Below are 14,435 nucleotides of genomic sequence, written 5' to 3'. Positions count from 1 at the left end.
CTGAAGAGGAAATATGAATAGTGCGGCAACCAACCATTTTTTGACCTTAGATCATTCAAACTATGATGCAATATAAAAGACTAACCTGCGGAAAATTACTGGCCCTGATGGTGCTTGTTATTGGGCTTACCGCATGTGAGAAAAAGATAGATAACACCATCCCGCCGGAGGCCAACACCCTCGGCGAAGATGCTTCCAATGCTTTCAGCGTATTGAGTACAGAGAACAGGGTTTGGTACTGGGACCTGACAGTTCCGCTGGCACAGGGTCACCTGATGGCTACATTCAGCAAAGATTCAACAGCAGCCCTGTACCTCTTGCAACGTTATTCACTGGTGACCCAGTTGCTTTACCTGGCAAACTTCGGTAACCTGAATGATGATGAATTTGATGATGTAGCTTTCCTCTACAATACGTTCCGCCCTTATGATGATGCAACGGTAAGAGGCTTGCTTGACAATCCGGCAAATGCGTATTTCAAGAACCTTACGCAGGTATATCTTCCCAACTATACTGACTTCAACGGGTATTACCAGTTTGGTCTGGTTGATCGTCCTACTTATGTGATCGGCGGCCCTGTTCAGTTAAGTCTCACTTTCAATAACAGCACCATTCTTCCAACACTCAAGCAGAACAGGCAGCTGGATTATGATTTCAGGATCTTCGGGTTCTCTAAAGACAGCGTAATGCTGACTGGTTATTACAACACCAGCAGCAATAAATCTTCCAGGCTGATCCCTATGAGCAATCAGGATGCGGTACCGGCTTATGCCAATGCATCTTCATTGCTGATGGATGGCATTTTCACCAGGACTGATCTTGACATCAAAATGGATGGAGTTCTGGTGCCGCTGCCGGCTGATTACAGCTCCGGCCTCAATTATTTCTACCGAAATTTCCGCGATGGGATACTGAACAAAACGCTGATGGAATTCAGCTTCGTGATGATGAATCCCACACTGGCAGGTACGCCTGAAGTGTTCAAGGATGTGCGTTTCACTACCGTTACCGGTTCTTATGAGGGTTTCCTGGAGGATGCTCCTTCAGGCACCGTGGTAGTAACGATGGCGGCTCATACGGCCAGCGGTGGCAAAAAAGTGCTGGAGTTTATCAAAAAGTAACGTGGTTGTCATTGACATGTTCGAATACCGGGGTATTCCATTAAGTTGGAGTACCCTGTTTTTTTGAAGGATCATTACAAACGGCGTATTTTAGTGCTTCCTAAAACCATCGCAATGAAGATCGCCATCATCAACGGTCCTAATCTCAACCTGCTTGGCAAACGCGAGAAAGGCATTTACGGTAATATGTCCTTCGATGATTATTTTGCTTTTCTCACGGAAAAATATACGCATATTCATTTCCATTATTACCAGAGCAATGTGGAAGGAGAGCTGATCAATGAATTGCAGCGGGTGGGGTATGAGTATGATGGCATCATTATGAACCCCGGTGGTTATACACATACTTCTGTTGCTATCGGAGATGCCATTGCTGCCATCACTACACCGGTGGTGGAAGTACATATTTCGAATGTGCATGCCCGTGAGGAATTCAGAAGGATCTCACATGTGTCTGCGAAGGCTGCGGGAAGTATTATCGGGCTGGGGTTGAAAGGGTATGAGCTGGCAGTGCAGTTCCTGACGGATAAACAATGATTGAAATCCTCGCCAACTGCAACAGGGCAGGGGGTGCCCTACTCCTTTTCGCTGTGCCCGGTCGCTCGCGTCCCCGCGAGTGACTTCTATTCCGCCGCCTCCGGCTACACGGTGTTCGCCAGCGGCGCGCAAATATTGCTCACTCGCCAGCGGCGAGCGAGTGGTCCCCGATAATGTAAAAGGGCCGACCTTGCGGGTCAGCCCATTATCGTCACACCGGTTGCACGGTTATTCTTTCCCTGCTTTTTCCATTTCTGCGCCTGCCTTTTCCAGCTCCCTGGTGGCAGAGTCGAGTGATTTCATCGCTGAATCACTGGAAGCCTGCAATTCCTTTCCCAGGCTATCGAGGCTTTTTGACAAACTGTCGAGGCTCTTTGCCGCTTCGTTCATTTCCTTGGCGCGTTGGTTCATGCCACAGGAAACAGTAAAAATAGTGGAGGCTGCGAGCAATAACATTAGGACTTGTTTTTTCATATTGGATGTTTATTTAAGAAAAATGCGCATCATTAATGCATATCCATCTTTTTCCTCCGGATCATCAGTTTTGCGGATGACATGCAATCCGGCTTTCGTCCAGACTTTGAACACATCCCCTTTTTTCTTCCCTTTCAGTTCTTTTTCTATCTCAGGGATCATGGCGCCACGGGCTACCCAACCGAGATCTCCTTTGGTACTGGCTTCGCCACCCATGGAATAGGCCATGGCCATTTCTTCAAAGCTGGCACTTCCATCCCTGATATTCAGGATGATCATGTCAGCCAGTGAATCCGCTATTTTGGGTTGAAACACACTGGTATCTATAAAGATCTGTCCGATATGGTTGAACATATTGGTATTCTTGGCCAGTATCTGAACGAGTACCCTGCCATTATCGTATGGACCGTATACTTTATTGATCTTTCCATGGTAGGCCAGGCTGTCTGCCAGACCTATGAAGCCCATGGTCCTCCGGATGATGATGGTATCCAGCTTGAATGGCTTCTTCAGGATATCCTTCACGTACAGCGGGCCATTCCCTGATTTCTCCAGGGAGGATTTGATCTGCGCTGCGGTCATTTTACTGACGGGGATGCCGGTAATGGGATCGATACCCGGTTTGACCGGCTGCTGTGCTTTGGGCTGGGTGGTTTTGGGTACCGCTGGCTTCTGTTGGGCCAGGGCTGTGAAACCGGTAAGGAACAGGAAAACAAAAAGGACTGTCTTCAACGGGAAATTTTAAGGCTTACAAGGTAATAAGCTCCCGGCAGATATTTTTCAACAATTGAAACTATTTTGGAATATATGCCGTCTTCCGGGAATGCCTGAGGGGCCGCAGGGAAGGGCTTCCAAATCCAATAAACCCGGGTCTCTGGCGTTATTATTGTACTATTGCCTTAATAATAAACCTGAAATCATGCGCTGGATAGCTATCATCTGCCTGTTGATCTCCCTCGATTCCCAGGCACAGCTGTGGAAAGATTACAAACTCAATGCAAACAACGATACGCTGAACCGTATCGACCAGAAAGACCGCAAGCAGGGCCCCTGGGTGCATCGCTACGAGAGCCTGCGCGGAGAGCCCGGTTACGAAGAAGAAGGCTGGTACAAGTACAACCGGAAGGAAGGAGAGTGGCGCCTCTTCAGCCTCGAGGGTGACCTGGTAGGAGTGGAAAATTATAAATGGGGCATGAAGGATGGTATTTGTAAGTATTATACAAAATTCGGGCAACTGAAGCTGGAACAAAGCTGGAGGGCCATGAACCCCGACAAGGAATATGACACCCTGGAAATTGAGGACGTGGACAAGCTCAATTCCTATCGCACCGTGATCGTAAAGAATGAAGGAGCAGCCGTCAAACACGGTCAGTGGAAATATTACGATACGGAATCAGGTACCATCACACGCATTGAGACCTATACAATGGGCAAGCTGGAAGGCGAGCCTGTGACCAATAAAACTGCAACTGAAAAGAAGCCTGCTCCCAAACCACAGGCTATCCTGGACTTTGAAAAGAAGAATGCAGGGAAGAAAAAGATAAAGGTGAAAGACGGCAGTACCAGTCAGTGATCATCAACGAGTATCTATAAACGAAAATCCCGGCGGATCAGTAATGAAACGCCGGGATTTTTATTGTTACATTTCATCGGGGAGCACTCGCTCGCCTCTGGCGAGTGAGTAATATTTGTTTGCCTCCGGCGAACGTTGAACTCGCCAGAGGCGAGCAAATAGAAGTAACTCGCGGGGACGCGAGCGACTGGGCGCTTCCGAATGAAACGGGACTTACTTAGCCTTATCAAAAGCTTTTTTGAAGAACAGCAATTGAAAATCCACTGCACTGCCCCAGTACTTACCGTTGTGTCCACCGGGCCTTTCGATATAATCATGGTCCACTTTCTTCAGCAGTAATTTTTTATGGAACTCGCGGTTCACATTCAGGAAAAAATCATCCACACCGCAATCGATGATCAGGTTGAGTTGTCCTGGCTGTAAAGAATCGGCCACATTGGTCACGGTATATTTTTCCCAGTTCTCCGGATGGGTGGCAGAATCACCGAGTTTTTTGCTCAGGTCCCAGTTCTTTGGAAAAGGGCGGATGTCAACACCACCTGCCATGCTGCCTGCATTGGCGAAGAGGGCCTGGTGGCGGATCGAAAGATACATTGCGCCATGGCCCCCCATGCTCAGTCCGGCAATGGCGCGGAACTGCCTGGTGGCTTTGGTCTTGTAATGCTGGTCGATATACGGCACCAGTTCTTTGATCACGAAGGTTTCATAACGCACAGTGGAATCGATGGGACTGTCGAAGTACCAGCTGTTGAATCCCGCATCCGGGCAAACGATGATCATTTGCAGCTCATCCGCTTTACTGGTCAACTGTGGCGCGTCTTTCAGCCATGCCCGGTAGCTGCCGCTCCATCCATGAAGCAGGTACACCACGGGAAGGGGGGCCAGTTTTTTGTAGCGGTCCGGGCGGATCACTACGGTCTTAATCTCTTTTCTCATTGAATGACTGTACACCGCAATGGTGTCAACAGTGCCTGCATAGGAGGATAGGGCCAGCAGGAAGCCCGTCAACAGGGTTAGTAAACCTTTCATATTAGTCAGTTTTCCGCTGATAAAGATAGGGGTTTGAAATTTGAACTGCCTGATGTATATTTGATATCGAAATGATATCATACTAAATCTAACACTCATAATATGGAAAAGATCTTTAAACCCGTTTCCGGTTATCTGGCTCTTGTTATTGGAATCCTTGCTTTTGTTGGGGCCGTGCTGCTGCTTATTGCGGCTGCCGGTAATTCAGGCTCATCTGCCGTTGTGCTGGCGGTTGTTCTCTTCGTTGCCAGCATTTTCATCTTCAAAGGCATTATGGTGGTGAATCCCAATCACAGCCGAATCTGCGTATTTTTTGGTAAATACATCGGTACTGTAAAAGAGAATGGTCTGCTCTGGGTGAACCCATTGTACTCCACGCAGAAAATTTCCCTTCGTTCTGAAAACCTGGAAAGCTCCAAGCTGAAAGTGAACGATAAACTGGGTAATCCTATCGAGATCGCTGCCGTGATCGTATGGCAGGTGCAGGATACTTACAAAGCGGCTTTTGAGGTGGAGGATTATGATCATTACGTGAAAGTGCAGAGTGAAGCCGCCATCAGGCACCTGGCCACCACGTATCCTTATGATCAGTTTGAAGACGAGAATGCCAGCATCACGCTCCGTGATGGCGGCGATAAGGTGAACGATATGCTGGAAAAAGAGCTGAATGACCGGTTGTCTCCCGCCGGAATTATCATCCGTGAAGCGCGTATCAGCCACCTGGCTTATGCTCCTGAAATTGCAGGAGCCATGCTGCAAAGGCAACAGGCCACGGCCATCGTTGCTGCGCGTTACAAGATCGTGGAAGGTGCGGTTGGCATGGTGGAACTGGCGCTGGAGCAGCTTTCGAAAAAAGCCATCGTGCAGCTCGATGAAGAGCGTAAGGCCGCCATGGTGAGCAACCTGATGGTGGTGCTCTGCGGCGAGAAAGGCGCGCAACCCATCCTGAACACAGGTACATTGTACCAATAAAATGTTGCTTATGCGAGTAGAGAAACCTGCCGGTAAGATCCTTTTCAAAGAAGAACAACAGTTCAGGCAATGGTGGTTCTGGTTGATCATCATCGGCGTTTTTGTATTGATTTTAGCCGGTATTTTTGTAGGTCTTAACGCCGGTGAAAGACGGAACCCGAAACATGAGCGCCTGATGTTTGTGCTTTCCCTGCTGGTTCCATTGGGTAACCTGCTGGTCTTTTACATGCTGAGGCTGGATACAGTGATAACGGACGAAGGGATTTACTACAGATGGGCGCCTTTCCGGAAGGCCTATAAGGAGATAAGATGGAATGCGCTCCACAAGATCCGGGTGAAAGAAGAAAGATACAAAGGATTGGGCAGCAAATACCAACTGGGTTATGGTTATACACACAAGGTGGCCGGGCCATACGGAGTGGAAATGGAGATTACCGGAACCAGGGTCTGGCTTGGCACCCAGCGTTTGGATGCATTCCTGTATGCACTTGAAAAAGCAGGCGTACCCATCGTACAAAAGAATAAATAATTCAGCCCGTGAGCAGTAAAAAAAGTTTCGTATTACGGATAGACGAAGATGTGTATAAGGCCCTCGAGAAGTGGGCTGCGGACGAGTTTCGTAGTGTGAACGGCCAGATCGAATGGCTGATCGATAAATCGCTGAAGGATAATGGCCGCAAAAAGAAGACTGACAAGCCTTCGGCGCCAAATGATAAAAAATAATTAAATACCGCTTAGTGGTAGTTGGATCAGGAAAACGCATGAGTACCTTTGTGTTCTGTTAACCGTTAAAACGAGTCTATATGAGAAATTCTTTCATCTTCTTCTGGATTCCCTTCGTTGTTGCTCTGGTGGGACTTTGCTTAAAGTCCTGCGCTTAGTCTGAGCTCAAAAGCATAATGCATTTACAGGAGTGTACTCGCCAGAGGCGAGCAAATAGAAGTCACTCGCGGGGACGCGAGCGACTGGGCACACCTAAATGAACCGGGGCCGACACAATTGTGCGGCCCCGGTTTTTTATTGCTGAAAATTCCTTCTTAGAATCCTTTCTTCTTTTCTTCTGCTTTCTGCATCGGGTTGATGCCAGGTGCCGCCGCTCTCAATGTTGCCTGTTGCTTCGCTTTGTACAATGCGATCCTTGATGGAGCAGGCACTGTATTCCAGCTATTATTGGTTTCATCGATATCGGCTGTTTCCTTGTAAGGATCCAGTTTTACCGAAGCCACTTCCCTGTCTTTCATGAATGCTTTCACGATATTCTTTTCATCTAACCTCCACACCTGTGCAGGAATGCGGTCGATCTCTTTTGTGCCGTCTTTGTAGGTCCATTCGATGATCACTGGCATTACCAGTCCCCCTTTGTTGCTCACATGCACTTCATAGAAATGTTTGCCTGCAGCGCGTTGGTGGCTGGCATCATCGGCTGCAATGATGGTTGAAGGCAGGTTCACTTTGTAGGTGGTACTGTCATATGGCTCTGCACCACGCGCATAACGGTAGTAGAAATCCTGCAGGGCAGTGTCCTTATCAACCGGGAAGCTGATCTTCTTATCAGCCAGGTTTCGCTCCTTGGAGATATCAGGATTGCCGGATCCCATGGGTGGGGCCAGTTTCCTGTTCTCTGTAGCGTCGTTCAGGCCCTGGATGGGTGCATTGGCATCGGTCCTGAAATATTTCACACTGTCGAGGCTCAGATCAACAGGATCGGTGGTATAGAACCAGCCTCTCCAGAACCAGTCGAGGTCCTCACCGGAAGCATCTTCCATCGTGCGGAAGAGATCGGCAGGCTCGGGATGTTTGAAGGCCCAGCGGCGTGCATATTCTTTGAAGGCATAGTCGAACAGCTCGCGGCCCATGATGGTTTCGCGGAGCATGTTCAGGCCGGTTGCCGGTTTGGTATAAGCGTTAGGACCGAAGCGGACGATATTCTCTGAATTGCTCATGATGGGCTCCAGCTGATCTTTTGGGAGTTTCATGTAGTCTACGATGGCCCAGGCCGGCCCCTTGCCGCGTACCGGGAACTTGCTGTCCCAGAGCTCTTCGGTGAGGTATTCAACAAAGGAGTTGAGGCCTTCGTCCATCCAGCTCCATTGCCTTTCGTCGCTGTTGATGATCATGGGGAAGAAATTATGTCCCACTTCATGGATGATCACGCCCAGCATACCGTATTTGGTGGCTTCTGAATAGCTGCCGTCTTTTTCCGTGCGGCCGTAGTTGAAACAGATCATCGGGTATTCCATGCCGTTAGAGGCTTCCACACTCTGTGCAACAGGGTAGGGGTAAGGAATAGTGAACTGGGAATAGCTCTTGATGGTATGAGCTACTGCCTTGGTGGAGTACCTTGAATAAAGATTGTAGGACTCTTTGGGGTAGAAGCTCATGCACATCACCTTGCGGCCTTCGATGAAGGCTGGCATGGCGTCCCATACATATTTGCGGCTGGAGGTCCAGGCGAAATCGCGCACATTGTCCGCTTTGAAGATCCAGGTTTTCTTTGCTTTGCTCTTAACGCCTTCGGCGGCTTTGGCTTCAGCCAGGGTTACTATCTCCACTGGTTCTTTGGAAGTCTGCGCCTTTGCCCAGCGTGCTTTCTGAGTGGCGGTGAGGTTGGCGGTATAGTTGAGACATTCGCCGGTTGAGCCTACAACGTGGTCAGCGGGAACGGTCATCTGTACTTTGAAGTTGCCGAAGGTGAGGGCAAATTCACCGCGGCCGGTGAACTGGTGGTTCTGCCATCCCTGGAAATCGCTGTACACGCAGAGGCGCGGGTACCATTGCGCCATGGTGAAAAGGTGGTTGCCTTCTTCGGGGAAGAACTCGTATCCACCGCGACCGCCGTAGCTCATACGGTCTGCGATCTTGTAATCCCAGTTGAGTTTGAATACGAATTGCTGACCGGCCTTGAGAGGAGCGGGCAGTTCAACGCGCATCATGGTCTTGTTGATGGTATATTTCAGCGGTTTGCCGGTGATATCCGTGAGCAGGCGGATCTGGAAACCATATCCATTGTCTTTTTTCTGTTCGTCCAGTTTATCCAGGGCTTTCACATCCAGCTGGGAAGGAACAGTATTGCTGTTCTGGTAATTGGCATTGTTCACGGTGCTGTGCTGGTTTTCATCCAGCTGCAGCCACAGGTAGGTCAGTGTGTTGGGCGAGTTGTTGAAATAGGTAACGGTCTCGCTGCCGGTGAGTTTCTGGTTTGCTTCGTCCAGCTCACATTTGATATCGTAATCAGCGCGTTGCTGCCAGTATTTTGGACCTGGAGCGCCGCTGGCGGTACGGTATTCATTGGGTGTAGGCAGTATGGTGCCCAGTTGCTCGAACCTGTTACTATGGTTGGAGCCCGGGTTGTTCTGGATATTCTGCGCTTTGATATTGCCGCTACAGAGCAACAACAGCAGAGCCGCCGGAAATGACAACTGTTTCATCATGCGATGTTTGTTTATTTGGAATACGCTGGTAAGCCCAGAGCAATGAGAACACTAAAATAATGAAAGAAGCGCTACGTAACCACCAGATGCCCGGCAGTTTTACGAGTTGCACGATCAGCCAGCTCAACAGTAGAATTCCGAGTACCACTACCAACTGTGCCACTTCAATACCAATGTTGAATGCCAGGAGATGTCCTACCAGTCCTTCTTTCCCTTCCAGGGCCATGAACTCGCCGGCAAATGCCAGTCCGTGTATCAGGCCGAAGAAAAGCGCGAAGAAATAGATCAGCGGAAGTTTTGCGGCCTCCTGCCTGGGTTTCTGAAAGATATTGTTCACGCAGGTGGCGGCAATGGTAAGGGGGATGAGGAATTCGATCCAGCTACGGTCGAAGTTGAGCCATCCCAGGGCGCTCATGGCCAGGGTAACGGAGTGCCCGATGGTGAAGGCGGTGACCAGGATCACCACTTTTTTCCAGTCGGCCCACTGGTAGCGTAAACAGAGGGCGGTCACGAAGAGAATATGGTCCATCGCATCGAGGGACAGTATATGTCCCACGCCCAATTGAAAATATATTGTAAAATCCTGCATACTGTTCGGAAGGCTACAAAATAATCAAGAGATTTGTAACGAAAAAATCGGAAGGTTCAATGGCAATACTACTGTACAAATGGCTCTGGGTGATGTCTGCTATTTTTGCTGCTCCCGCTGTTCCTGCTGAAGCACCGGCGCCCGGCCTGCATCCCCTGTACGTGAGCGTTACGGAGATCAACCACAATGTTACGGATAAAACCATGGAGGTGAGCTGTAAAATTTTCACGGATGATTTTGAAAAAGGGATTGCTGAGGTGCTGAAAAAGAAAGTGGACCTGATCAAGCCTGCCAATCAGGAGGAAGCCAATAAACTGGTGAACGAATATATTCAGAAACATATTCATGTCATGGCCGATGGCAAAGCACTGAAGCTGGAGTTCATCGGCTTTGAGCTGGAAAGGGATGTGATCTGGAGTTATTTCCAGGCAGTGAACCAGCCTTTAGCTCCAAAGAAAATTTCAGTAAAGAACAATATCCTCTACGAAACCTACGACAGCCAGATCAATATGATGCATGTAACGGTAGGGGGTAAGCGAAAAAGTTATAAGGTCAGCAACCCCGAAGTGAACGCCTTATTTGAGTTTTAAAATTCATCGGAGTGTGCCAGTCGCTCGCGTCCCCGCGAGTGACCTTTATTTGCTCGCCTCTGGCGAACACCGTGCCGCCGGGAGGCGACGGAATAGCAGTAACTCGCGCGACGCGAGCGAGCTACCGGGACCAGCGTAATTAATCTTCATCTTCCATATTCTCCTTGATCTCATCTGAGATTTCCACCAGCACTTTATCAATGCGCTGTGCATCCATATCGATGATCTCAAACGTGAATCCCTGCCAGTCCATTTTATCACCGGTCTGCGGTATGCGTTCCATTTTGTGAAGGATAAAACCAGCCAGGGTATCAAATTCCTGTTCGCCTTCGTTCATCCATTCTGTTTTCTCAAAATGCGTGAGGAAGTCGTAGAAAGGGATCTGTCCGTCTACCAGGTAAGATCCGTCTTCGCGTTCCCTGATCTCATAATCTTCAATGTCCATCTGTGGCAGGTCTCCCACGATGGCTTCCAGGATATCATTGAGGGTGATCATTCCCTGGAGGGTGCCGTATTCATCCACGATGAAGCAGGCATGTATCTTTTGTTTCTTGAATTTTTCAAGAACGATATAAGCGGTGATATTTTCAGGGACGAAGAGGGCCGGTTTCATGATGGTGGAGAAAACGGTCATATCGTTGGTCACATACAGGTCTTTCAGTGATACCACTCCTTTGAGGTTATCCAGGCTGCCCTGGCAGATGGGGTATACGGAGTGTGGTTCGCGCAGGATCTTTTCGCGGATGCTCACCTCGTTATCATTGGCATCGAACCAGATGATATCACTGCGGTGGGTCATGATGCTGGTGATATTGCGGTCGCCCAGGTGGAATACGCGTTCGATGATCTCCTGTTCGGCTTCTTCGATTGTACCCTGTTCGGTTCCTTCGGAGATGATGGCCTTGATCTCTTCTTCCGTAACCTGTGTGTCCTTGGCTTTGATGCCGAGCAGTTTCACCAGTACATAAGTGCTTTTGGTGAGGAGCCAGATGAAGGGATAGGTGGCGATGCTGATCACGCGCATGGGGCCGGCCACTGTTTTGGCAATGGTTTCGGGTCTTGAGAGACCGAGGCGTTTGGGCAGCAGTTCACCCAGGACCAGTGAAAAATAAGTAACGCAAACCACAATGATGGTGGTTGCGAGGCCGCTTGCATATACTTTGGTGAGCTCGTATTGCTGGAGGAATTCAACCAGTCCGGATTTGAGTTTTTCTCCGGAGAAGATACCGGTAAGGATACCGATCAGCGTAATGCCTATCTGTACAGTGCTCAGGAATGTATCGGGATGATTAGCCAGCTCCAGTGCTTCTTTCGCTCTTTTGTCGCCCCTGTTGGCCTGTGCTTCCAGCCTTGCCTTCCGTGCCGATACCAGGGCGATCTCTGCCATTGAAAATAATCCGTTCAGTAAAATCAATCCCAGTATTATAAATATTTCTCCCATTGCTGGCTTTATTTGTCTAAACTAAGCGTACCGATCTGTTTGTTGAACATTTTGCCTGTCAAAATACCGATTCCGCATCCTAATAATGCCCCACAAAATACGTCAAAAGGATAATGAACGCCTACATATATTTGGGTATACCCGATGATTGCCGCCCAAAAGAAGAAAATCCAGGCGATTTTTCCAATGACAGGGCGCAATGTTAAGAAAAAGAACATAGCCTGGGCAAAGTGGCTGACGGCATGAGAGGAGGTGAAACTGGAGCTCCGGGGGCAATAGTTGATGAAAAATCTTAATTGCTGGGATACTTCCAGGTCCTGGCAGGGACGCGTCCTCATCACCAGCTGCTTGATGATCTGGCTGCTCAGCACGTCGGCCAGGGCGGCGGTAACAATGGCTCCTGTAAACCACCACCAGCCTTTCAGCTTGAAATTCATGGTCACAAACAGCAGGAGGAAAAGATAGAGGGGCACCCAGGTGTAGGACTCGCGCATATAGGGTAGCACCGTATCCAGGAAATCATTGCCCCAGTTCTGGTTGATATGGGTGATCAGCCAGGTGTCTGCAGGTTTGATCAGATTCCAGAATGTTAATGTAAGGTTGCCGGGATTGAAAATCATAGCTACAAAAATAAATACTATAATTTTAGCGCCTATTTTCTTTCTATGAAACAATTTATCAGAAGATTACCCGCCCTGGTCCGCTGGATTTTGTCGATTGGCGTTATCTTTTTCCTCCTTTTCACCGTGATGCGGCTGGGTTTGTATCTTTTTTTCAATAAACAGGGCTATAGTTTCGGGCAGTTGACGGATGCTTTCTTTCTGGGCGCCCGTTTTGATCTCCGAATCATTTCCCTGCTGTTGCTGATCCTGCTGATCCTGGGCAGCACGCCCTGGCTACATCCTTTCAAAAGCAGTTTCGGGAAGAAATGGTGGAATGTACTGTTCTCCATTTTCACCCTGCTCATATTATTCTTTTTTGTTGTGGACTATGCGCATTACGCCTACCTGGTGCAACGCCTCAATGCCAGCGTACTGAATTACCTGGAAGATGCCGGCATCAGCACCAGTATGGTATGGCAGAGCTATCCCGTGATCAGGCTGTTACTGGGCCTGGTGATCGTTACCTGGTTCATCGTATGGCTGATCCGCCGTTCCTGGCGCAGGATCCAGGCCAGCGAACAGCCGGTTAGCAAGCGCTCCCGCATCAGTGCATTTGTTGTTTGTTTCCTCATCTTCGGCTTTTTCCTCTTCGGTAAGTTCAGTCAGTATCCCCTCCGCTGGAGCGATGCTTTTGCACTGGGCAGCGATTACAAAGCCAATCTTTCCCTCAATCCATTCGAATCTTTCTTCAATACCCTGAAGTTCCGGGGGAATAAATTCGATAAAAAGAAAGTGGAAGAGCTCTTCCCAGTTATTAAACAGTATTACAATCTCGATCCCAATACCGCCGCCCTTAACTTTGAGCGGATGATCGCACCCCGCCCGGGTTCCATCACTTCAAAGCCAAATATTGTACTGGTGATCTGCGAATCTTTCAGCGGTTACAAGAGCTCCATGTGGGGGAACCCGCTCGGCACCACGCCTTTCTTTGACAATATGACCAAAAACGGCATCTTCTTCGACCGCTGCTTTACACCTACTTACGGCACAGCGCGCGGCGTATGGGCCACCCTCACCGGTATGCCCGACGTTGAAATGCCCAAAACGGCCAGTCGCAACCCCGCAGCCGTGGACCAGCATATCATCATCAATGATTTCTCCGATTATGAAAAATTCTACCTCATCGGTGGGAGCACCAGCTGGGCCAATATGCGCGGCCTGCTCACGAATAATATAAGTAAGCTGAACCTCATCGAGCAGGACGATTGGGATGCGCCCAAGATCGATGTATGGGGCATCAGCGATAAGAACCTTTTTCTGGAATCCAACAAGTTGCTTGCGAAACAGCACAAGCCTTTCTTTGCCGTGATCCAGACAGCCGATAACCATCGTCCTTACACGATCCCCGAGGAAGACCAGCAGGAATTCAAAAAAATCGATGTGCCGCAGGACTCGCTTCGCAAATACGGTTTCGAGTCCCTGCCCGAAGTGAACGCCTTCCGCTATACCGATTACTGTTTTCAGAAATTCATGGAAGCCGCTTCCAAAGAGAAGTATTACGATAATACCATCTTTGTGTTTGTAGGAGATCATGGCATTCCCGGCAATGCCGGTACCATGTTCCCCGATGCCTGGACGGAACAACGCCTTACCTCAGAGCATGTTCCGCTCCTGTTCTATGCCCCCAAACTCCTGCAGCCGCGCCGCATCTCCCATATCTGTTCCCAGATGGATGTGCTGCCCACCATAGCAGGACTGAGCAATATCAATTATGTGAACAGTTCGCTGGGAAAAGACCTGCTTGATACCACTTCTCATCATTTCGCGTTTATCTTTGACCCGGATAACAGTATGGCCGGAATAGTGAAAGGAGATTATTTTTACCGCTCTCAACTGAAAACGAAAAAAGAGGAATTTGTATCGGTGGTGAATAATCAGGCTCCCGGAAATGATTCCGCCACTGTTGCACAGAAAGAACAGATGCGATTGCTCAGCCAGGCCATTTATGAATCAGCAAAATATCTGCTGCTGAATAACAAGAAGAAGGTGGCGGGCACCCCCTAAACAAAACCTTTA

Annotated in this window: 15 protein-coding genes; 8 read left to right on the top strand and 7 right to left on the bottom strand. The window is 49.0% G+C overall.

All coding sequences use genetic code 11. The features are described 5' to 3' along the window. Window positions 1–62: 62 nt before the first annotated feature. Together ACTHMC_RS14970 and aroQ are read left to right on the top strand one after the other, a co-directional pair. On the top strand, window positions 63–1,121 hold the full coding sequence (locus ACTHMC_RS14970; protein ID WP_440414197.1) for a hypothetical protein: 1,059 nt from the start codon (window positions 63–65) through the stop codon (window positions 1,119–1,121). Window positions 1,122–1,235: 114 nt separating this feature from the next. After that, the gene (aroQ, locus tag ACTHMC_RS14965; RefSeq protein WP_440414196.1) at window positions 1,236–1,658 is read left to right on the top strand and encodes a type II 3-dehydroquinate dehydratase; all 423 of its coding nucleotides are present in this window, start codon (window positions 1,236–1,238) and stop codon (window positions 1,656–1,658) included. Window positions 1,659–1,886: 228 nt separating this feature from the next. Here the strand turns inward: aroQ and ACTHMC_RS14960 are convergent, their stop codons facing one another. After that, complete coding sequence (locus tag ACTHMC_RS14960) at window positions 1,887–2,132, bottom strand: hypothetical protein (RefSeq protein ID WP_440414194.1); 246 nt, start codon at window positions 2,130–2,132, stop codon at window positions 1,887–1,889. 9 nt (window positions 2,133–2,141) lie between these two features. Next, window positions 2,142–2,864 carry a peptidylprolyl isomerase gene (locus tag ACTHMC_RS14955; protein WP_440414193.1) on the bottom strand — a complete coding sequence of 241 codons (723 nt, stop codon included), beginning with the start codon at window positions 2,862–2,864 and terminating at the stop codon, window positions 2,142–2,144. A 187-nt stretch (window positions 2,865–3,051) separates the two neighbouring features. On the opposite strand from ACTHMC_RS14955, the gene ACTHMC_RS14950 reads away from it, so the two are divergent. Next, a complete protein-coding gene (locus ACTHMC_RS14950) occupies window positions 3,052–3,705 on the top strand; it encodes a toxin-antitoxin system YwqK family antitoxin (protein WP_440414191.1) in 654 nt (217 codons plus the stop codon). A gap of 213 nt (window positions 3,706–3,918) precedes the next feature. Here the strand turns inward: ACTHMC_RS14950 and ACTHMC_RS14945 are convergent, their stop codons facing one another. Then, window positions 3,919–4,734 (bottom strand): alpha/beta hydrolase, encoded by an 816-nt coding sequence (locus ACTHMC_RS14945; RefSeq protein ID WP_440414189.1) that lies wholly within the window; start codon window positions 4,732–4,734, stop codon window positions 3,919–3,921. Window positions 4,735–4,836: 102 nt separating this feature from the next. On the opposite strand from ACTHMC_RS14945, the gene ACTHMC_RS14940 reads away from it, so the two are divergent. From ACTHMC_RS14940 to ACTHMC_RS14930, 3 genes are read left to right on the top strand one after another with little or no spacing between them, the layout of a single operon-like run. Next, window positions 4,837–5,706, top strand: coding sequence for an SPFH domain-containing protein (locus tag ACTHMC_RS14940; RefSeq protein ID WP_440414187.1), 870 nt, complete (start codon window positions 4,837–4,839; stop codon window positions 5,704–5,706). Between the two features lie 10 nt (window positions 5,707–5,716). Then, window positions 5,717–6,235, top strand: a complete 519-nt coding sequence (locus ACTHMC_RS14935; RefSeq protein WP_440414185.1) for a hypothetical protein — start codon at window positions 5,717–5,719, stop codon at window positions 6,233–6,235. 8 nt (window positions 6,236–6,243) lie between these two features. Beyond that, window positions 6,244–6,429 carry a ribbon-helix-helix domain-containing protein gene (locus ACTHMC_RS14930; protein WP_440414183.1) on the top strand — a complete coding sequence of 62 codons (186 nt, stop codon included), beginning with the start codon at window positions 6,244–6,246 and terminating at the stop codon, window positions 6,427–6,429. A 314-nt stretch (window positions 6,430–6,743) separates the two neighbouring features. Here the strand turns inward: ACTHMC_RS14930 and ACTHMC_RS14925 are convergent, their stop codons facing one another. After that, the gene (locus ACTHMC_RS14925; RefSeq protein ID WP_440414182.1) at window positions 6,744–9,137 is read right to left on the bottom strand and encodes a M1 family metallopeptidase; all 2,394 of its coding nucleotides are present in this window, start codon (window positions 9,135–9,137) and stop codon (window positions 6,744–6,746) included. After that, complete coding sequence (locus ACTHMC_RS14920) at window positions 9,088–9,726, bottom strand: HupE/UreJ family protein (RefSeq protein ID WP_440414181.1); 639 nt, start codon at window positions 9,724–9,726, stop codon at window positions 9,088–9,090. The genes ACTHMC_RS14925 and ACTHMC_RS14920 overlap by 50 nt, the downstream gene beginning before the upstream one ends. A 59-nt stretch (window positions 9,727–9,785) precedes the next feature. Between ACTHMC_RS14920 and ACTHMC_RS14915 the strand changes: the two genes are divergently transcribed. After that, window positions 9,786–10,316 carry a DUF6702 family protein gene (locus tag ACTHMC_RS14915; RefSeq protein ID WP_440414180.1) on the top strand — a complete coding sequence of 177 codons (531 nt, stop codon included), beginning with the start codon at window positions 9,786–9,788 and terminating at the stop codon, window positions 10,314–10,316. A 139-nt stretch (window positions 10,317–10,455) separates the two neighbouring features. Here the strand turns inward: ACTHMC_RS14915 and ACTHMC_RS14910 are convergent, their stop codons facing one another. Together ACTHMC_RS14910 and ACTHMC_RS14905 are read right to left on the bottom strand one after the other, a co-directional pair. Further along, entirely contained in the window at window positions 10,456–11,757 is a 1,302-nt protein-coding gene (locus tag ACTHMC_RS14910) for a hemolysin family protein (protein ID WP_440414178.1), read from the bottom strand. 8 nt (window positions 11,758–11,765) lie between these two features. Further along, window positions 11,766–12,377 (bottom strand): phosphatase PAP2 family protein, encoded by a 612-nt coding sequence (locus ACTHMC_RS14905; RefSeq protein WP_440414176.1) that lies wholly within the window; start codon window positions 12,375–12,377, stop codon window positions 11,766–11,768. 45 nt (window positions 12,378–12,422) lie between these two features. Here ACTHMC_RS14905 and ACTHMC_RS14900 point away from each other — a divergent pair, with 45 nt between their 5' ends. Beyond that, window positions 12,423–14,423 (top strand): LTA synthase family protein, encoded by a 2,001-nt coding sequence (locus ACTHMC_RS14900; protein WP_440414175.1) that lies wholly within the window; start codon window positions 12,423–12,425, stop codon window positions 14,421–14,423. Window positions 14,424–14,435 lie beyond the last annotated feature (12 nt).

The sequence above is a fragment of the Pseudobacter sp. genome, assembly GCF_051955275.1.
Taxonomy (GTDB): Bacteria; Bacteroidota; Bacteroidia; order Chitinophagales; family Chitinophagaceae; genus Pseudobacter.
This window is presented reverse-complemented; position numbering and strand designations above follow the sequence as displayed.

What these genes read in the sequence shown, in the direction of transcription:
- ACTHMC_RS14905 (WP_440414176.1), bottom strand. Translation starts at nt 12,377, where the DNA reads ATGATTTTCAATCCCGGCAACCTTACATTAACATTCTGGAATCTGATC.
- ACTHMC_RS14920 (WP_440414181.1), bottom strand. Translation starts at nt 9,726, where the DNA reads ATGCAGGATTTTACAATATATTTTCAATTGGGCGTGGGACATATACTG.
- ACTHMC_RS14915 (WP_440414180.1), top strand. Translation starts at nt 9,786, where the DNA reads ATGGCAATACTACTGTACAAATGGCTCTGGGTGATGTCTGCTATTTTT.
- ACTHMC_RS14940 (WP_440414187.1), top strand. Translation starts at nt 4,837, where the DNA reads ATGGAAAAGATCTTTAAACCCGTTTCCGGTTATCTGGCTCTTGTTATT.
- ACTHMC_RS14925 (WP_440414182.1), bottom strand. Translation starts at nt 9,137, where the DNA reads ATGATGAAACAGTTGTCATTTCCGGCGGCTCTGCTGTTGTTGCTCTGT.
- ACTHMC_RS14945 (WP_440414189.1), bottom strand. Translation starts at nt 4,734, where the DNA reads ATGAAAGGTTTACTAACCCTGTTGACGGGCTTCCTGCTGGCCCTATCC.
- ACTHMC_RS14910 (WP_440414178.1), bottom strand. Translation starts at nt 11,757, where the DNA reads ATGGGAGAAATATTTATAATACTGGGATTGATTTTACTGAACGGATTA.
- ACTHMC_RS14935 (WP_440414185.1), top strand. Translation starts at nt 5,717, where the DNA reads ATGCGAGTAGAGAAACCTGCCGGTAAGATCCTTTTCAAAGAAGAACAA.
- ACTHMC_RS14950 (WP_440414191.1), top strand. Translation starts at nt 3,052, where the DNA reads ATGCGCTGGATAGCTATCATCTGCCTGTTGATCTCCCTCGATTCCCAG.
- aroQ (WP_440414196.1), top strand. Translation starts at nt 1,236, where the DNA reads ATGAAGATCGCCATCATCAACGGTCCTAATCTCAACCTGCTTGGCAAA.
- ACTHMC_RS14970 (WP_440414197.1), top strand. Translation starts at nt 63, where the DNA reads ATGATGCAATATAAAAGACTAACCTGCGGAAAATTACTGGCCCTGATG.
- ACTHMC_RS14900 (WP_440414175.1), top strand. Translation starts at nt 12,423, where the DNA reads ATGAAACAATTTATCAGAAGATTACCCGCCCTGGTCCGCTGGATTTTG.
- ACTHMC_RS14960 (WP_440414194.1), bottom strand. Translation starts at nt 2,132, where the DNA reads ATGAAAAAACAAGTCCTAATGTTATTGCTCGCAGCCTCCACTATTTTT.